This is a genomic window from Pseudomonas sp. RAC1 (genome assembly GCF_030658255.1).
GTDB classification, from domain to species: domain Bacteria; phylum Pseudomonadota; class Gammaproteobacteria; order Pseudomonadales; family Pseudomonadaceae; genus Aquipseudomonas; species Aquipseudomonas boreofloridensis.
On sequence record NZ_JAUTXS020000023.1, the window covers coordinates 13,163 to 29,921 of the forward strand.

Below are 16,759 nucleotides of genomic sequence, written 5' to 3' on the forward strand. Positions count from 1 at the left end.
CTGTCCGAGCGACGCCGCGCTCAGTACACTGCGCTTCGACCCTCACCAAGGAGCAAGTGAAGTGGACGATCTATTCCTCAAGATCATCAACCGGGAAATCCCGGCGGATATCATTTATGAAGACGACCAGATCCTGGCGTTCAAGGACATCGCACCTGCGGCCCCGGTGCACTTTCTGGTCATTCCGAAAAAACACATCCCCACGCTGAATCACCTCACCGAAGAGGACAAGGCCCTGGCCGGGCACATCCTGTTCACCGCACAGCGTCTGGCGGTCGAGCAAGGTTGCGAAGAGGGTTTTCGGCTGGTGATGAACTGCAACCCGCAAGGCGGGCAGACGGTCTATCACATCCATATGCATGTGCTCGGGCAGCGCCAGATGAATTGGCCGCCGGGCTGACTCAAGGCAAGCCCCGCCCTGGGGATTGCGGTAGACTGTCGGGCACCACTTCAGCGGAGGTGCCCGATGGCTACCGAACGTCACTATTCGCCGCTCGACCGCTTGTTGCTGCAGGCCGATACCGCCATGCGCACCTTGCTGCCCTTCAGCGGCCAACCTTCCCGCCCCTCGCCTGCCATCATCCAGCCGGATGCCGAGCTGGACGACTCGCAAACGCGTCACATCGCCGGCCTCATGCGCATCAACCATACCGGTGAGGTATGCGCCCAGGCGCTGTACCAGGGTCAGGCCCTGACCGCCAAACTGCCACAGGTTCGCAAGGCCATGGAGCATGCAGCCGAGGAAGAAATCGACCACCTGGCCTGGTGCGAGCAGCGTATTCGCCAACTGGGCAGTCATCCCAGCGTCCTCAACCCACTGTTCTACGGCATGTCGTTCGGCATCGGCGCGCTGGCCGGGCTGGTGAGCGACAAAGTCAGCCTGGGTTTCGTCGCGGCCACCGAGCAGCAGGTATGCAAGCACCTGGACGAGCACCTGGAGCAGCTTCCGGAGCAGGACGAAAAGTCGCGCGCCATTCTCGAACAGATGCGCGTCGATGAAGAACACCACGCCGAATCGGCTCTGCAGGCCGGCGGCTATCGCTTCCCTGCTCCAGTGAGGTTCGGCATGAGCGTGCTGGCCAAGGTGATGACCAAGAGCACTTACCGAATCTAGGAAACACGATGACCGAGCGCTTCGATGCCAAGGACCTGGCCAATGCCGTAAGCGCTGGCATCCTGCAACCTGGCCAGGATCGAGCCCTGCTCGAGTTCCTGCGCCGTCGACCGCAGCAGCAGGGCCAGTTCCAGTTGGCCAATGTCGCTTTCTACTTCGGTGGCCTGCTGATCATGGGCGCCATGGGCTGGCTGCTGACCGAAGCCTGGATGCGAATTGGCGACTGGGCGTTGCTGGCAGTGGCCGGACTCTACATTGCCGTCCTCACTGGATTGGCGCTCGCCTTGCAACGTCGCGAGCAGATCGTCCCCGCTGGGGTGCTGGCAGCGGTCGCCGTGAGCATCGTGCCCCTGGCCGTCTTCGCGGTGGAATTGCTGATCGGCTGGTGGCCCATGGGTGAGGCGCAGGGCGAGTACCACACCTACTACACCTATGTGCAGGCCAGTTGGCTGTGGATGGAAGCGGCCACGGTGCTGGCCGGGCTCCTGATGTTGCGTTTGGTGCCCTTCCCGTTCATCGTCATGCCGATCGCCTTGGCGCTGTGGTTCATGTCGATGGATCTGAGCGAATGGCTCTACGGCGATGCTTTGACCTGGGCGCAACGAGAACAGGTATCGGTGTGGTTCGGGCTCGCTGTGCTGGTGGCGTTCGTGGTGATCGACGGGCGAACTCGACGCGATTACGCCGAGTGGGGTTACCTGGCAGGACTTCTGGCCTTCTGGTGTGGCCTGACGTCGATGAACAGCGACAGCGAGGTGAACAAGGCCTTGTATTGCCTGATCAACCTGGCGTTGATGGGCTTCGCGGTGCTGCTGCGCCGTCCGGTCTTCATGGTCTTCGGCGCACTGGGTGTGGCCGCGTACCTGGGCTACCTGTCTTACGAAGTGTTCGCCGACTCACTGCTGTTCCCAGTGGTGTTGACGCTGATCGGACTGGCAGCCATCGGCTTGGGCCTGGCCTACCAGAAACGCCAGGAACAATTGAGCGCAGCAGTACGGGCCCGCTTGCCACATTGGCTGCTACAAGCAATGCCTGCGCTGCGCGACTGAAAAACGGGCCACCTGGCTCAACCCAGTTCGACGATCTCGTAACCGTGGGTGATTTCAACGCCAGCGCGGTCGAGCATGATCGAGGCCGAGCAGTATTTCTCGGCCGACAACTCAACGGCCCGCTTGACCTGTGCTTCCTTCAGGCCTCGACCTTTGACCACGAATTGCAGATGGATCTTGGTGAAGACCTTCGGGTCCTCGCCAGCGCGCTCGGCCTCCAGGAAAGCCTCGCAACTTTCAACGGCCTGCCGGGACTTCTTCAGGATGCTGACCACATCGAAACTGCTGCAGCCGCCGAGCCCCAGCAGCAGCATTTCCATCGGCCGAACGCCCAGGTTGCGACCGCCCGCTTCGGGAGGACCGTCCATGACCACGACATGCCCACTCCCCGACTCACCGAGGAACATGGCCTCACCGGCCCACTGGATGCGTGCCTTCATCTATACGGACTCCTGACTGTGGAAAAGGCCGTCAGCTTAGACCTTGTGACGTATTCGGAAAAGCTCAAGAAGTTGGCGGTTGATGCCGATAAGTCAGAAGCGTCTGATAAGCTGGCGCCAAATCACTGGCGCACATGCCAGCTCCCTCCTAGCAAGAGCCTCTGCGTACCTTGAACAGGATTTCGTGATGGTAGCTTCGACCCTTCCGGGCAAGATCAAGAATATCGACAAGCTGCTGGTGCACTGCCAACGCCGCCGCTATGCCGCCAAGAGCAACATCATCTGCGCGGGCGACCGGGCACAGACCCTGTCGTATATCGTAAAGGGCTCGGTGACCATCCTGATCGAGGATGACGAAGGCCACGAAATGATCATCGCCTACCTCAACAGTGGCGACTTTTTCGGCGAACTGGGGCTGTTCGAGCCGGACGGGCCGCAGCAGCAGCGCAGCGCTTGGGTTCGCGCCAAGACCGAATGCGAGGTCGCCGAAATCAGCTACGAGAAATTCCGCGAACTGGCCCGTCACGATCCGGACATCCTCTACGCCCTTGGCAGCCAGATGGCCCAGCGCCTTCGTAACACCACACGTAAAGTCGGCGACCTGGCGTTCTTCGACGTTACCGGCCGGGTGGCTCGCTGCCTGCTCGATCTGTGCAAGCAGCCGGACGCCATGACCCATCCTGATGGCATGCAGATCAAGATCACCCGTCAGGAAATCGGGCGGATCGTCGGCTGCTCGCGAGAGATGGTCGGCCGCGTCCTCAAGGACCTGGAAGAACGCAGCCTGGTGCACGTCAAAGGCAAGACCATGGTGGTCTTCGGCACCCGTTAATCCTTGGGCAGTGCGCCGAGTACCTCGGCGTATACCTTGGACAGGCGCTCGAACCAAGGCGCCGCCGGCGCCACTTCGTGCAGCGCGATATGGCTGTCGGCGCGGCAGCGCTGCTCAAGTGCGCAGCACTCATTGAAGCGATTGACCGCAGCCACCATCGATTCGCGCTCGTTGTCCAACAGCAGTGCACCGTGAACCAGCACTACCGGCCGCTTGCCGCCCAGTCCCTGGCGCCAGCGTTGAGCGGTCCCGACCAGCTTGCGGCCCTCGAGATTGACGTTGTAACGCCCGTCGCAGAAGGCGCCGTCGATCTCGCCGACCGACGCCACCCCACCCCACTCACGCAGTACCTCGCACAGGGGCAGGCACAGCCGCTCGTAGGCCTTCTCGATACGCCCATGATCGCCCTCGCTTCGCGGCGCCACGTAAACCAGCGCTACGTTGACCGTGGCGTGGGATTGCGGCACCGGCTCGCCCCCTGTTTCGCGCAGCAGCACCGGCCAGCCGGCGATCGCCAATTCCGCGCATGCCGCTTCGAAGTGCTCGAGACGGCTCATGCGGCGCGGCATGACCAGTGCGTGGTCGGTAGGTCGCCAGAACAGCACACCGGACTCGCGTTCGCCACGGCAGACGGCAGCAAGCAGATCCTGCTCGGCATGCAGACCTTGTTCGACAGTAAGGGCCAGGGGTTGCTCGGTCATGGTGCACCTTCGAGAATGTGGGGCCTTGGCGCAGGTGAATCCGCATCCAAAGGCCGCAAGCAAACACAAAAAAGCCGGCATCGCGCCGGCTTCGTTGCGTTCAGTCCAGCGACTGAACGGTTTTCTTCACCTGGTCGGGGAAAAACAGCCGCTGCAGCTCCAGGCCCGGTTGCTCGGCGCGCATGAACGCTTCGCCGACCAGGAAGGAATACACCTCGTTGATTTCCATCAGTTCCACGTCGGCGCGGTTGAGGATGCCGCTCTCGGTGATGGCCAAACGGTCGCGGGGAATGCGGGGCAGCAGGTCCAGCGTGGTGTCCAAGCTGACCTCGAAGGTGTGCAGGTTACGGTTGTTGACCCCCACCAGCGGCGTATCCAGGGTTTTCAGCGCCCGCTCCAGCTCGTCGCCATCATGGACTTCCACCAGCACGTCGAGGCCGACGTCTTTGGCCGTGGCGGCAAGCTCGGCCATCTTCACGTCGTCCAGCGCCGAGACGATCAGCAGTACGCAGTCGGCGCCCAAGGCTCGGGCTTCGACGATCTGGTAAGGGTCGACCATGAAGTCCTTGCGAATCACCGGCAGCGACACCGCCGCCCGGGCCTGTTGCAAGTACTGGTCGGCGCCTTGGAAGTAGTCCACATCGGTGAGCACCGACAGGCAGGTAGCCCCCCCCTTCTCATAGCTCACGGCAATGTCCGCGGGCTCGAAGAGCTCGCGAATCACACCCTTGCTCGGCGACGCCTTCTTGATCTCGGCGATGACCGCCGGCTGCTTGGCCCGGGCCTGCTTGATCAAGGCATCGGCAAAGCCACGCGGGGCATCGGCCGCCTTTGCCAGTCGCTCCAGTTCGGCCAGGCTGACGCGAGCACTGCGCTCGGCCACTTCCTGGAATTTGCGGACGATGATCCGCTCCAGCACCGTCGGTACGCTCATGCTCCGTTCTCCTGCTTGAATACCGCGGTAAAGGCGCCCAGTTCCTGGAGTTTTTCCCAGGCAAGGCCAGTGTGCAGCACATCGTGGGCCAGTTCGACGCCCGACTTCAGGCTCATGGCATGGTCGGCGGCATACAGCGCGGCGCCCGCGTTGAGCACGATCATTTCAGCGGCCTTCTGGCCATTTTCGGTCTTGCGCCGGCCCAGCGCGTCGCGGATCAGCGCCAGCGACGCCTGTGGATCTTCGACCGCCAGCCCATGCAGGCTCTGGCTTTTCATGCCGAGGTCTTCAGGCTCGACCCAGTATTCGCTGATCTCGCCGTTCTTGAGTTCGGCCACGAAGGTCGGCGCGGCCAGACTGAACTCGTCCAGGCCATCCTTGGAGTGCACCACCAGCACGTGCTTGCTGCCCAGTCGCTGCAGCACCTCGGCCAGCGGGCGGCACAGCGCCTGGGTGAACACCCCCACCACCTGATGCTTCACCCCGGCCGGATTCGTAAGCGGGCCGAGCATGTTGAACAGGGTGCGCAGGCTGAGGTCGCGGCGCGGGCCGGCGGCGTGCTTCATGGCGCTGTGGTGAGTCTGGGCGAACATGAAGCCGATGCCCAGGCTGTCGATGCAGCGCGCGACCTGGACCGGCGTCAGGTTCAGGTAGATGCCGGCCGCTTCCAGCAAGTCGGCGCTGCCGCTCTTGCCGGACACCGCGCGGTTGCCGTGCTTGGCCACCGGGCAGCCAGCGGCCGCGAGCACGAAAGCCGAGGCCGTGGATACGTTGAAGATATTGGCGCCATCGCCACCGGTGCCGACGATGTCGACCACGCCGTCGAGGCTCTGCAGTTCGACCTTCTCGGCCAGCTCGCGCATGACCGACACGGCACCGACGATCTCATCGATGCTCTCGCTCTTCATGCGCATGCCCATGAGGAAGGCGCCGATCTGCGCCTCGCTGCATTGGCCAGTCATGATCTGGCGCATGACATCGCGCATCTCGTCGGTGGTGAGGTCGAGGTGGCCAACGATGCGACTCAGCGCGTTCTTGATATCCATGTCGTTCCTTAACGGCGGCCGCCGGTCTGCTTGAGGAAATTGGCGAACAGCTCGTGGCCCTGTTCGGTGAGGATTGACTCCGGATGGAACTGTACGCCTTCGATGTTCAGGGTCTTGTGACGCAGGCCCATGATTTCGTCGACCGAGCCATCTTCGTGCGCCGTCCAGGCGGTGACTTCCAGGCAGTCCGGCAGGGTATCGCGCTTGACCACCAGCGAGTGATAGCGGGTCACGGTCAGGGGGTTGTTCAATCCGGCGAACACACCCAGGTCACGGTGCAACACCGGACTGGTCTTGCCATGCATCACCTGGCGCGCGCGCACCACCTCGCCCCCATAGGCCTGGCCGATGGACTGGTGCCCCAGGCACACGCCGAGGATCGGCAGTTTGCCGGCAAAATGCAGGATGGCTTCGATGGACACCCCAGCCTCGCTCGGGGTGCAGGGGCCGGGAGACACGACGATGCGTTCCGGATTCAAGGCTTCGATCTGGGCGATGGTCATTTCATCGTTGCGAATGACCTTGACCTCGGCACCCAACTCGCCAAGGTACTGCACCACGTTGTAGGTAAAGGAATCGTAGTTGTCGATCATCAGTAACATCGGGGCAACCTCTTGAACTTACTGACTGTACTTTCGGACCTGCCTGCGTCGTTCATGGGCGCGGCGATACCGCGACGGCGATGTGGAACGGCAGGAGGCAAACGGGACGGGCCGGGCAAGGCCGGCAGGGGAAAGTGTCAGGCGCGCCAACGCCAACGGGCGTGAGCCTTGATAACGCGCATCAGGAGTTTGCTGACGATCAACACGGGGTAGTTCTCGCTCATACGTCCCGGCACAGTAGCCTACCGCGACAACGGGCGCAATACGCGGCAAACCCCGGCAAACGCAGAGGCCTGGAACCTACCGGCGGTTTTTTTGCTAAGGTCTGCGAGCTGCTCCTCAAAACAACAACGAAACGGAATTTCATCCATGCGCCAGCCGCCGTTCCTGCGTACTACCCTGTGCCTGCTCAGCCTGGTCTGCAGCCAGGCCATGGCAGCGCCCTCCCCTTATTCTTCCCTATTGGTTTTCGGCGACAGCCTCAGCGATGCGGGACAGTTCCCGGACCTGACCGGCAGCGCGCAGGGCCTGCGCTTCACCAATCGCCAGGGCAATGGCGACTACGCGCCCGTGTCACCGATGATCCTCGGCACCAAACTAGGCTTTTCCGCCACGTCATTGGGGCCTTCGACGTCGCTGAGCAACCTGCTGCAAGGTCGGCCCGACGGCAATAACTGGGCGGTCGGCGGCTACACCACGCAGCAAGTCCTCGACTCGATCACCGAAACCTCCCAGGCAGTGATTCCGCCCGGGCGCCTGGGCGCCGGCCTGGTGCTGCGCGAGCGTCCCGGCTATCTGGCCGGCGGACTGCGAGCCGACCCCAATGCGCTGTACTACCTCACCGGCGGCGGCAACGATTTTCTCCAAGGCCTGGTGAACAGCCCCGCCAGCGCCGCCGCAGCCGGTGCCCGCCTGGCGGCCAGCGCCCAGGCCCTGCAGCAGGGTGGAGCGCGCTACATCATGGTCTGGCTGCTGCCGGACCTGGGCCAGACACCGAACTTCAGCGGCACGCCGCAGCAAGCGCCGCTGTCGCAGCTTTCAGGCGTGTTCAATCAGTCGTTGCTCGGCCAACTGCGCCAGGTGGACGCCGAAGTCATCCCGCTGAACATTCCCAAGCTGCTCGGCGAAGCGCTGCGCAGCCCGGCGCAATTCGGCCTGGCCGCCGACCAGAACCTGGTCGGCACCTGCTACAGCGGTGACGGCTGCACCGACAATCCGGTGTACGGCGTGAACGGCAGCAATCCCGATCCCTCACGGCTGCTGTTCAACGATTCGGTGCACCCAACCATCGCCGGTCAGCAATTGATCGCTGACTACGCCTATTCCATTCTCGCCGCGCCCTGGGAGCTGACACTGTTACCGGAAATGGCTCACGCCAGCCTGCGCGCGCATCAGGACGAACTGCGCAATCAATGGCGCTCGCCCTGGCAGCCGGTCGGCCAGTGGCAGGCGTTCGTCGCCACCGGTGCCCAGGACCTGGATTTCGGCAGCCAGCGTAGCGCCGCCAGCGGCGACGGGCGCGGCTACAACCTGACCCTGGGCGGCAGCTACCGGCTCGACGACGCTTGGCGCGTAGGCATTGCAGCGGGCGCCTATCGGCAGAAGCTCGAAGCAGGGCCACGGGATTCGGACTACGCGCTCGACAGTTACCTGGCCAGCGCCTTCGCCCAGTTCCGTCAGAACCGCTGGTGGGCCGATGCAGCGCTGACCGCCGGGCACCTGAACTACGACAACCTCAAGCGCAACTTCGCCCTCGGCGCAGGCGAGCGTAGCGAGAAAGGCAGTACCGACGGCGAGGCCTGGGCGCTCAGCGGCCGACTGGGCTACAACCTGGCGACCGACGACAGCGCCTGGCAGTTGGCGCCATTCATCAGCGCGGATTACGCGCGGGTGAAGGTGGACGGCTATGACGAGAAGAGCGGACGTTCGACGGCGCTGGGCTTCGACGACCAGGACCGCACGTCACGGCGACTGGGGGCAGGCGTGCTGGGCAGTGTGCAAGTGATGGCCAATACGCGGTTGTTCGCCGAGGTGGCACGCGAGCACGAGTTCGAAGACGACCGCCAGGACCTGACCCTGCACCTGACCAGCCTTCCAGCCAACGACTTCACCCTCGCCGGGTACACGCCCCACAGCAACCTGACGCGGGCGAGCCTGGGCATCAGTCATGAGCTGGTGCCGGGGGTGAAGCTGGCGGGGAATTACAACTGGCGCAAGAGCGACGAACTGCGCCAGCAAGGGGTGAGCGTGGGCGTAAGCGTGGACTTCTAACGCTTCAAGTCGGCGCAAGGCCGCTCCTGCAGACAGACGGGTCGTCTTGCAGGCGCGGCCTGAGCGGGACTGCGCAACAGCCCCGATGCGAAGGGTTTACTTGAGCGTGGTCTGCTCGGCCAGCGCCACCGCGCGGAACATGGCGCGGCGCTTGTTGATGGTTTCTTCCCACTCCAGCGCCGGCACCGAGTCGGCGACGATGCCGCCACCGGCCTGTACGTGCAGTTCGCCGTCCTTGATCACCGCCGTGCGAATGGCGATGGCGGTATCCATATTGCCGTTCCAGGCGAAATAACCCACCGCGCCACCGTAGACGCCGCGCTTGACCGGCTCCAGTTCGTCGATGATTTCCATTGCGCGGATTTTCGGCGCACCCGACAAGGTGCCGGCCGGCAGGATCGCACGCAAGGCATCCATCGCCGTGAGCCCCTCGGCGAGTTCACCGGTGACGTTGGAGACGATGTGCATCACGTTGGAGTAGCGTTCGATCACCATCTTCTCGGTCAGCCGCACGCTGCCGGTGGACGACACCCGCCCCACATCGTTGCGCCCCAGGTCGATCAGCATCAGGTGCTCGGCGATTTCCTTGTCGTCCGACAGCAAGTCGTCTTCCAGCGCCCGGTCCGCTTCCTCGGTGGCACCGCGCGGGCGGGTGCCGGCGATGGGACGGACCGTGACCAGATTGTCCTCGACCCGCACCAGCACTTCCGGCGAACTGCCGACCACGTGGAAGTCGCCGAAATTGAAGAAGTACATGTAGGGCGTCGGGTTGAAGCAGCGCAGCGCACGGTACAAGTCGATGGGCGCAGCCTTGAAATCGATGGACATGCGCTGCGACGGCACCACCTGCATGCAATCGCCGGCCAGGATGTACTCCTTGATCCGGCCCACGGCCTTCTCGTAATCGTCGCGGGTGTAACTGGAGCGGAACGCCGGTTCTGCGGGCATCGGGCCGCCGAGATCCAGGCCGCGGCGTGGGGTGATCGGCTGGCGCAACGTGTCGAGCAACCCGGCCAGCCGCGCCTGGCCCTGCTCGAAGGCCTGCGTGTCCTCGGGATCGACCAGCACGATGGCGTGCATCTTGCCGGCCAGGTTGTCGAACACCACCACCGCGTCGGACACCATCAGCAGAATGTCCGGCACGCCCAGTGGATCAGGATTCGGGCTGGCTCCCAGGCGTTTCTCGACATAGCGCACGCAGTCATAGCCGAAGTAGCCGACCAGGCCGCCGTTGAAGCGCGGCAGACCGGCGATGTCGGCGACCTTGTAGCGCTGCTTGAACGACTCGACGAAAGCCAGCGGATCCTCGACCTCATGGCTTTCCACTTCGACCCCGTCTTCCAGGATGCTCACCCGGTAGCCGTGAACCCGCAGCACCGTGCGCGACGGCAGGCCGATCATCGAATAACGGCCCCACTTCTCACCGCCCTGCACGGACTCGAGCAAGTAGGTGTTGGGCTGGTCGGCCAGCTTGAGGTAGATCGACAGCGGTGTGTCGAAGTCGGCCAGGGTTTCACAGGCCAGGGGAATGCGGTTGTAGCCGGCAGCGGCCAGGCGCAGGAATTCTTCGCGGGTCATGGGTAGCCTCGGGGCAAGCAGCAATGGGGTCGGACGAGCAGACGAGCCGGCAGGCGCCGGCGGGCAGGAGTCAGGCGCGCCAGCGCCAGCGGGCCAGGGCCTTGATGACTTTCATCCAGAATTTGCCGGTGACACCCACAGTGCGATCTCTGTCTTTGGAGGCGTGAAGGTTTGCCCACGTTATCCCAGTGTCGGTGACGACGCAACCGGGCAACAGCAGACGCAAATCATCCAGCACCAGGCTTGGCGATTCCTCTTCGATCGGCCGCCCGTGGTTGTAGCCGTAGGTCAAGCCGACGCTCTTGACCCCCGCTGCCGTGGCCGCCAGCACATCGTTGCGCGAGTCGCCGACGAACAACGCGTGCTCCGGAGCGATGCCCGCCATCTGCATGACGAACAGCAGTGCGGCCGGGTCGGGTTTCTTCTGAGGCAGGGTGTCGCCGCCGATGATCCAGCGGAAGTAGCGGCCGATCTTCATCTGGTCGAGCAAGGGCGCGACGAAGCGTTCGGGCTTGTTGGTGATCAGCGCCATCTCCACACCCTGCTTGTGCAGCCAGCGCAGGGTGTCGCGCACGCCGGGATAGACCACCGTCAGCTCATGGCTTTCGCCATAGGCTTGCATGAACAACGCCAAGCCTCGCTCAGCCAGTTCGGGGTCCACGTCGGCATGCTCGAGACTGCCGGCCAAGGCGCGGCGTACCAGCACCTCGGCGCCATTGCCGACCCACTGACGCACGGCCTCGAGGCCCGCAGGCGGGCGCCCCAGGGCCACCAGCATGTGGTCGACGGCGGCAGCCAGGTCCGGCACCGAGTCGATCAGGGTGCCGTCCAGATCGAACATGACCAGCTTGGGCAGCGTCCCCGGGAACAACTGCTCGAAGCCGCTCATGGGCGCGCCTGGGCGAGCTCGGCATGCATCTTGGCGATGACTTCGGCGTAATCCGGCGCGTTGAAGATCGCCGATCCGGCGACGAAGGTGTCGGCGCCTGCGGCGGCGATCTCACGGATATTGCCGACATTGACCCCGCCATCGATCTCCAGGCGGATATCACGGCCGCTGGCGTCGATCAGTGCGCGTGCTTCGCGCAGTTTGTCGAGGGTGCCGGGAATGAACTTCTGTCCGCCAAACCCTGGGTTGACGCTCATCAGCAGGACCATGTCGACCTTGTCCATCACGTACTTGAGCACGTCCAGGCCAGTGGCCGGGTTGAACACCAGGCCGGCCTTGCAACCGCCGTCACGGATCAGTTGCAGCGAACGGTCGATGTGCTGGGTCGCTTCGGGATGGAAGGTGATGAAGGTGGCACCGGCCTCGATGAAATCGCCGATGATGCGATCGACCGGGCTGACCATCAGGTGCACGTCGATGGGGGCGGTCACGCCGTACTTGCGCAGCGCGCTGCAGACCATCGGGCCGATGGTCAGGTTGGGCACGTAGTGGTTGTCCATGACATCGAAGTGGACGATGTCGGCCCCTGCGGCCAGAACCTTGTCCACGTCCTCGCCCAGGCGGGCGAAGTCGGCGGAAAGAATGGAGGGGGCAATAGCGTAGGGCTGCATGGCGCACCTGTTGGCAGAATCACGGTGGCGCGCATTGTAACTCAGGCGAATGGATCGGGGCTGATTGGTATCAAAACCGCAGTTGCCTGTACCGGCCTCATCGCGGGACGAGCCCGCTCCCACAGGGATCCCACTGTTCATGAGTGCAGTGCTCTACCTGTGGAGCGGGCTTGCCCCGCGACAAGGCCGACACAGCCGTCGCAGAGTCAGCCAGGTTGCTGGGTCCGCAGCTTCTCGCTGCGCCCGCGCAGCCACTCCAGGGTCAGCAGCAACACCACCGAAAAACCGATCAGCAGCGTCGCAGCGGCGGCGATGGTCGGGCTGAGGTTTTCGCGAATGCCGCTGAACATCTGGCGCGGCAGGGTGGCCTGCTCGGGACCGGCGAGGAACAGCGTCACCACCACTTCATCGAACGACGTGGCGAAGGCGAACAGCGCCCCGGAAATCACCCCGGGCGCGATCAGCGGCAAGGTCACCCGACGGAACGCCAGCAGCGGCGAGGCGCCCAGGCTGGCCGCCGCGCGAACCAAGTTGTAGTTGAACCCCTGAAGCGTCGCCGACACGGTGATGATCACGAACGGCACACCCAGCACCGCGTGCACCAGGATCAGCGAGAGGAAACTGTTGCCCAGCCCCAGCGGCGCGAAGAACAGGTAGCTGGCCACCCCGATGATCACCACAGGCACCACCATTGGCGAAATCACCAGCGCCATCACCAGCGACTTGCCGGGAAAATCGCCACGGGTCAGGCCGATTGCGGCCAGAGTGCCGAACACCATCGCCAGCACCGTGGCCGCCGGGGCGACGATGATGCTGTTCCTGAGCGCGCGCATCCACTCGGCCGAGGCAAAGAAGTCCTGGTACCACTGCAGCGAAAAGCCTTGCAGCGGGTAGACCAGGAAACTGCCGCTGTTGAACGACAGCGGAATGATGACCAGCACCGGCAGCACCAGGAACAGCAGGATCAGGCCGCAGAGAATGCGCAGGCCGTAGAACCAGACCCGCTCCACCGGCGACATGTAAGGGCTCAACATGACAAGGCTCCTCAGCTCAAGCGCAGGCGGCTGGCGCCGACCAGCCAGCTATAGATCAGGTACAGCAGCACCGTGGCCAGCAGCAACAACCCGCCCAAGGCGGTGGCCATGCCCCAGTTGATGCTGGTGTTGGTATAGAACGCGACGAAGTAGCTGACCATCTGGTCGTTCGGGCTACCCAGCAGCGCCGGCGTGATGTAGTAGCCGATGGCGAGAATGAACACCAGCAGGCAACCGGCGCCGACACCGGCGTAGGTCTGCGGGAAGTACACGCGCCAGAAGCTGGCGAACGGATGACAGCCCAGGGAGATCGCCGCACGCATGTAGCTTGGCGAAATGCCTTTCATCACGCTGTACAGCGGCAAGATCATGAAGGGCAGCAAAATGTGGACCATGGAGATGTACACGCCGGTGCGGTTGAACACCAACTCCAGCGGCTGATCGATGACGCCCATGGCCATGAGTGCGCTGTTGATCAGGCCGCCCGATTGCAGCAACACGATCCACGCGGCCACCCGCACCAGAATCGATGTCCAGAACGGCAGCAGCACCAGGATCATCAGCAGGTTGCTTTGACGGGTCGGCAAGTTGGCCAGCAGGTAGGCCAACGGATAGGCCAGCAGCAGGCAGATCGCGGTGATCACCACGCCCATCCACAGGGTGCGGGCGAAGATGTCCAGGTAGATGGCCTGGTCGGGCGTGGTCTTGGCCAACTCGCCTAGGTCGTCGATGCGGTGGTCCAGCGCGGCCAGCAGGTAGAACGGCGTCACCGAGCTGGTATTGCGGCGGATCGCTTGCCAGTAGGCCGGGTCACCCCAGCGCTCGTCGAGGCTCTGCAGCGCCTCTTTATAGGACGCCGGCTCGGTCTTGAACGGCAAGGCGCGGGCCGTCTTCGACAGCAGGCTGCGGTAGCCGGCCAGTTCCATGTTCAGGCGCTTAGAGAGCTCGCCCAAGGTCTGGTTCTTGCGCGACTGCGCCAGGTCGTCGCTCAGGGCGCGGTACACCGCTTCGCCGGGCAGGCTCTTGCCATCCCACTGCGCCACCGCCTCGACGGTGCGCGGCAGGCCGGCCACCACTTCGGGGTTACCGACGCTCTTGAACAGCAACGCGGCGATCGGCACCAGAAATACCAGCAGCAGAAACGCCACCAGCGGTGCGATCAACGCCTGCGCCTTCCAGCGGTTGACCCGCTCGGCACGCTTGAGGCGCTGCTTGAGACTTGGACCTGCGCCTTCATTGAGGGGCACTGCAGTGGCCATGACGAACTCCGCAAACAGGAAAACGGGGGAGCGCCGGCCAACGGCCCGGCGCTCCAGCGACACGCATTACTTCTTCGCAGCCCAGGCGTTGAAGCGTTGCTCCAGTTGCTCGCTGTTGTCAGCCCAGAAGGCCACGTCGATCTGCACCTGGTTGGCGATGTTCTCCGGCGTGGTCGGCATGTTCTGCTTGACCTCGTCGGTGAGCAGGGCGACGGCCTTGGCGTTGGCCGGGCCGTAGGCGATGTTCTCGGAGTAGATCTTCTGCTGCTCAGGCTGAACGCTGTAGGCGATGAACTTCTTGGCCTCCTCGACGTTCTTCGCGCCACGCGGAATGGCCCAGGCATCGAAGTCGTAGATGCCGCCGTTCCACACCACCTTCAGGTTGCTCTCCTTCTGCACTGCCGCGATACGCCCGTTGTACGCCGAGCTCATGACCACGTCGCCGGAAGCCAGGTACTGCGGCGGCTGGGCGCCGGCTTCCCACCACTGGATGCTCGGCTTGAGCTCGTCGAGTTTCTTGAAGGCGCGGTCTACACCGGCCTTGGTGGACAGCACCGAGTAGACATCCTTGGGCGCCACGCCGTCGGCCATCAGGGCGAATTCCAGCGTGTACTTGGCGCCCTTGCGCAAGCCGCGTTTGCCGGGGAATTTCTTCGTGTCCCAGAAATCGGCCCAACTGGTGGGGGCGGACTTGAGCTTGTCGGCGTTGTAGGCCAGCACCGTGGACCACACGAAGAAGCCCACGCCGCACGGCTGGATGGCGCCTTTGACGTAGTCGGACTCGTTGCCGAACAACGCGGGATCGAGCGGCTCGAACATATCCTCGTCACAGCCACGGGCCAACTCTGGGGACTCGACCTCCACCAGGTCCCAGGACACGCTCTTGGTGTCGACCATGGCCTTCACCTTGGCCATTTCACCGTTGTATTCCCCGGCGACGATCTTGCCCTTGCCTGCCTGTTCCCACGGCTCATAGAACGCCTTGACCTGGGCGGCCTTGTTGGCACCACCGAAGGACACCACGGTGAGGTCCGCGGCCAGCACCTGGCCGGCGGTGAACAGCCCCAGGGCCAGGGCGGTCAGTTTCAACTGCTTGCGCATTATTATTCTCTCCACAGTACAGGGTTGGTGAAACGAACCATCAGTGGGCTTCGACGACCGGGTCGAGCGCGCGCGCGTGCTCCACCGCCCAGCCCAGCGGCACCACGTCGCCCACGGCCAGCGCCGGGTCGAGCTCGGCAATCGGCTGCTTGACGAAGAAATCGCTCTTGCCGCACACCTCCAGACGAACCCGTACGTGGTCGCCCAGGTAGATGAACTCGGCCACCCGGCCGGAAAACCGATTGGCGCAATGTTCGCTGTGGCCGTTGAGGCGCACCCGCTCGGGGCGCACCGACAAGGTCACCGGCTCGCCGGGCGCACCGACGTTCACCGCCAGCGCCTCGACCTGCTCGCCACGCGCCAGTTGCACCTGGCAGCGCTCCCCCTGACGCGACAGCAGGGTGCCATTGAGGCGGTTGTTCTCGCCGATGAAGTTGGCCACGAAGGTGTTGGCCGGGGCTTCGTAGAGCGTGCGCGGATCGGCGATCTGCTGGATCTGCCCCTGGTGGAACACGGCCACGCGATCGGACATGGTCAGCGCTTCGCCCTGGTCGTGGGTCACGTACACCACGGTCACGCCCAGGCGCTGGTGAATGTGCTTGATCTCCATCTGCATGTGCTCGCGCAACTGCTTGTCGAGTGCACCGAGCGGCTCGTCCATCAGCACCAGTTGCGGCTCGAACACCAGGGCGCGGGCCAGCGCCACGCGCTGCTGCTGGCCCCCGGAGAGTTGGCCGGGGTAACGCTTGGCGAAGCTGTCGAGCTGGACCATGTTGAGCACGCGCTTGACCCGTTCGCTGATGTCGGTCTTGCTCAGGTTGCGTACGGTCAGGGGGAAGGCCAGGTTCTCGGCCACGGTCATGTGCGGGAACAGGGCGTAGTTCTGGAACACCATGCCGATGTCGCGCTTGTGCGGCGGCACATTGTTGATCGAGCGGCCTGCCAGTTGGATCTCGCCAGCGGTGGGGGTCTCGAAGCCGGCCAGCATCATCAGGCTGGTGGTCTTGCCGGAGCCCGAGGGGCCGAGCAGGGTCAGAAACTCGCCTTTGCGGATGTCCAGGTTGAGGTCTTTGACGATCAGCGATTCGCCGTCGTAGCTCTTCTGCACGCCCCGAAAGCTGACCAGCGTCTCGTTCGATTTCGCCTCGCTCATGCCCTGCACCTTCTTGTTGGAATGACTGCGTGGGCGAAAGACTAGAAGAACGGTTACCTCGCCGAAATCGGCGGTGCTGAGAGAA

Annotated in this window: 17 protein-coding genes; 5 read left to right on the plus strand and 12 right to left on the minus strand. The window is 63.8% G+C overall.

Going from position 1 to position 16,759, the window contains the following annotated elements:
- Nucleotides 1-61 precede the first annotated feature (61 nt).
- The 3 genes from Q7C30_RS06100 (at nucleotide 62) to Q7C30_RS06110 (ending at nucleotide 2,163) form a co-directional block, all read left to right on the plus strand.
- Nucleotides 62-400 (plus strand): histidine triad nucleotide-binding protein, encoded by a 339-nt coding sequence (locus Q7C30_RS06100; RefSeq protein ID WP_317870998.1) that lies wholly within the window; start codon nucleotides 62-64, stop codon nucleotides 398-400.
- A gap of 66 nt (nucleotides 401-466) precedes the next feature.
- Nucleotides 467-1,114: a 2-polyprenyl-3-methyl-6-methoxy-1,4-benzoquinone monooxygenase gene (coq7, locus tag Q7C30_RS06105; RefSeq protein ID WP_029615066.1), complete on the plus strand. Its 648-nt coding sequence runs from the start codon at nucleotides 467-469 to the stop codon at nucleotides 1,112-1,114.
- 8 nt (nucleotides 1,115-1,122) lie between these two features.
- Nucleotides 1,123-2,163 (plus strand): DUF2157 domain-containing protein, encoded by a 1,041-nt coding sequence (locus tag Q7C30_RS06110; RefSeq protein WP_317870999.1) that lies wholly within the window; start codon nucleotides 1,123-1,125, stop codon nucleotides 2,161-2,163.
- A gap of 17 nt (nucleotides 2,164-2,180) precedes the next feature.
- On the opposite strand, the gene Q7C30_RS06115 is transcribed toward Q7C30_RS06110, so the two are convergent.
- Complete coding sequence (locus Q7C30_RS06115) at nucleotides 2,181-2,603, minus strand: OsmC family protein (RefSeq protein WP_029615067.1); 423 nt, start codon at nucleotides 2,601-2,603, stop codon at nucleotides 2,181-2,183.
- Between the two features lie 187 nt (nucleotides 2,604-2,790).
- Between Q7C30_RS06115 and crp the strand changes: the two genes are divergently transcribed.
- Nucleotides 2,791-3,435, plus strand: a complete 645-nt coding sequence (gene crp, locus Q7C30_RS06120; protein WP_039581101.1) for a cAMP-activated global transcriptional regulator CRP — start codon at nucleotides 2,791-2,793, stop codon at nucleotides 3,433-3,435.
- Here the strand turns inward: crp and Q7C30_RS06125 are convergent.
- From Q7C30_RS06125 to Q7C30_RS06140, 4 genes are all read right to left on the minus strand, one after another.
- The gene (locus tag Q7C30_RS06125; RefSeq protein WP_317871000.1) at nucleotides 3,432-4,136 is read right to left on the minus strand and encodes a lipoate--protein ligase family protein; all 705 of its coding nucleotides are present in this window, start codon (nucleotides 4,134-4,136) and stop codon (nucleotides 3,432-3,434) included. The two genes, crp and Q7C30_RS06125, sit on opposite strands and share 4 nt — an antisense overlap.
- A 100-nt stretch (nucleotides 4,137-4,236) precedes the next feature.
- The gene (gene trpC, locus Q7C30_RS06130) at nucleotides 4,237-5,070 is read right to left on the minus strand and encodes an indole-3-glycerol phosphate synthase TrpC (RefSeq protein ID WP_039581107.1); all 834 of its coding nucleotides are present in this window, start codon (nucleotides 5,068-5,070) and stop codon (nucleotides 4,237-4,239) included.
- Nucleotides 5,067-6,116, minus strand: coding sequence for an anthranilate phosphoribosyltransferase (gene trpD, locus Q7C30_RS06135; RefSeq protein WP_039581110.1), 1,050 nt, complete (start codon nucleotides 6,114-6,116; stop codon nucleotides 5,067-5,069). Before trpD ends, trpC begins: the two co-directional genes overlap by 4 nt.
- Before the next feature lie 8 nt (nucleotides 6,117-6,124).
- The gene (locus Q7C30_RS06140) at nucleotides 6,125-6,718 is read right to left on the minus strand and encodes an aminodeoxychorismate/anthranilate synthase component II (protein ID WP_029615069.1); all 594 of its coding nucleotides are present in this window, start codon (nucleotides 6,716-6,718) and stop codon (nucleotides 6,125-6,127) included.
- A 369-nt stretch (nucleotides 6,719-7,087) separates the two neighbouring features.
- Between Q7C30_RS06140 and estP the strand changes: the two genes are divergently transcribed.
- The gene (estP, locus tag Q7C30_RS06145; protein ID WP_317871001.1) at nucleotides 7,088-8,989 is read left to right on the plus strand and encodes an esterase EstP; all 1,902 of its coding nucleotides are present in this window, start codon (nucleotides 7,088-7,090) and stop codon (nucleotides 8,987-8,989) included.
- 96 nt (nucleotides 8,990-9,085) lie between these two features.
- Here estP and trpE read toward each other — a convergent pair whose 3' ends face one another.
- The 7 genes from trpE to Q7C30_RS06180 all read right to left on the minus strand — a co-directional run bounded on the left by trpE (nucleotide 9,086) and on the right by Q7C30_RS06180 (nucleotide 16,674).
- Nucleotides 9,086-10,567, minus strand: a complete 1,482-nt coding sequence (trpE, locus tag Q7C30_RS06150) for an anthranilate synthase component I (protein WP_317871002.1) — start codon at nucleotides 10,565-10,567, stop codon at nucleotides 9,086-9,088.
- Between the two features lie 70 nt (nucleotides 10,568-10,637).
- Nucleotides 10,638-11,456, minus strand: a complete 819-nt coding sequence (locus Q7C30_RS06155) for a phosphoglycolate phosphatase (protein WP_039581120.1) — start codon at nucleotides 11,454-11,456, stop codon at nucleotides 10,638-10,640.
- Nucleotides 11,453-12,127 carry a ribulose-phosphate 3-epimerase gene (gene rpe, locus Q7C30_RS06160; protein ID WP_295485157.1) on the minus strand — a complete coding sequence of 225 codons (675 nt, stop codon included), beginning with the start codon at nucleotides 12,125-12,127 and terminating at the stop codon, nucleotides 11,453-11,455. Before rpe ends, Q7C30_RS06155 begins: the two co-directional genes overlap by 4 nt.
- A gap of 206 nt (nucleotides 12,128-12,333) precedes the next feature.
- Nucleotides 12,334-13,161 (minus strand): ABC transporter permease, encoded by an 828-nt coding sequence (locus tag Q7C30_RS06165; protein ID WP_029615070.1) that lies wholly within the window; start codon nucleotides 13,159-13,161, stop codon nucleotides 12,334-12,336.
- Between the two features lie 11 nt (nucleotides 13,162-13,172).
- A complete protein-coding gene (locus Q7C30_RS06170; protein ID WP_039581125.1) occupies nucleotides 13,173-14,420 on the minus strand; it encodes an ABC transporter permease in 1,248 nt (415 codons plus the stop codon).
- 66 nt (nucleotides 14,421-14,486) lie between these two features.
- Complete coding sequence (locus Q7C30_RS06175; protein ID WP_317871003.1) at nucleotides 14,487-15,521, minus strand: ABC transporter substrate-binding protein; 1,035 nt, start codon at nucleotides 15,519-15,521, stop codon at nucleotides 14,487-14,489.
- 40 nt (nucleotides 15,522-15,561) lie between these two features.
- A complete protein-coding gene (locus Q7C30_RS06180) occupies nucleotides 15,562-16,674 on the minus strand; it encodes an ABC transporter ATP-binding protein (RefSeq protein ID WP_039581128.1) in 1,113 nt (370 codons plus the stop codon).
- Between the last annotated feature and the right edge of the window lie 85 nt (nucleotides 16,675-16,759).

Coding starts and splice junctions, on each gene's coding strand:
- coq7 (WP_029615066.1), top strand. CDS start 467: ATGGCTACCGAACGTCACTATTCGCCGCTCGACCGCTTGTTGCTGCAG.
- Q7C30_RS06110 (WP_317870999.1), top strand. CDS start 1,123: ATGACCGAGCGCTTCGATGCCAAGGACCTGGCCAATGCCGTAAGCGCT.
- Q7C30_RS06115 (WP_029615067.1), bottom strand. CDS start 2,603: ATGAAGGCACGCATCCAGTGGGCCGGTGAGGCCATGTTCCTCGGTGAG.
- crp (WP_039581101.1), top strand. CDS start 2,791: ATGGTAGCTTCGACCCTTCCGGGCAAGATCAAGAATATCGACAAGCTG.
- Q7C30_RS06125 (WP_317871000.1), bottom strand. CDS start 4,136: ATGACCGAGCAACCCCTGGCCCTTACTGTCGAACAAGGTCTGCATGCC.
- trpC (WP_039581107.1), bottom strand. CDS start 5,070: ATGAGCGTACCGACGGTGCTGGAGCGGATCATCGTCCGCAAATTCCAG.
- trpD (WP_039581110.1), bottom strand. CDS start 6,116: ATGGATATCAAGAACGCGCTGAGTCGCATCGTTGGCCACCTCGACCTC.
- Q7C30_RS06140 (WP_029615069.1), bottom strand. CDS start 6,718: ATGTTACTGATGATCGACAACTACGATTCCTTTACCTACAACGTGGTG.
- estP (WP_317871001.1), top strand. CDS start 7,088: ATGCGCCAGCCGCCGTTCCTGCGTACTACCCTGTGCCTGCTCAGCCTG.
- trpE (WP_317871002.1), bottom strand. CDS start 10,567: ATGACCCGCGAAGAATTCCTGCGCCTGGCCGCTGCCGGCTACAACCGC.
- Q7C30_RS06155 (WP_039581120.1), bottom strand. CDS start 11,456: ATGAGCGGCTTCGAGCAGTTGTTCCCGGGGACGCTGCCCAAGCTGGTC.
- rpe (WP_295485157.1), bottom strand. CDS start 12,127: ATGCAGCCCTACGCTATTGCCCCCTCCATTCTTTCCGCCGACTTCGCC.
- Q7C30_RS06165 (WP_029615070.1), bottom strand. CDS start 13,161: ATGTTGAGCCCTTACATGTCGCCGGTGGAGCGGGTCTGGTTCTACGGC.
- Q7C30_RS06170 (WP_039581125.1), bottom strand. CDS start 14,420: ATGGCCACTGCAGTGCCCCTCAATGAAGGCGCAGGTCCAAGTCTCAAG.
- Q7C30_RS06175 (WP_317871003.1), bottom strand. CDS start 15,521: ATGCGCAAGCAGTTGAAACTGACCGCCCTGGCCCTGGGGCTGTTCACC.
- Q7C30_RS06180 (WP_039581128.1), bottom strand. CDS start 16,674: ATGAGCGAGGCGAAATCGAACGAGACGCTGGTCAGCTTTCGGGGCGTG.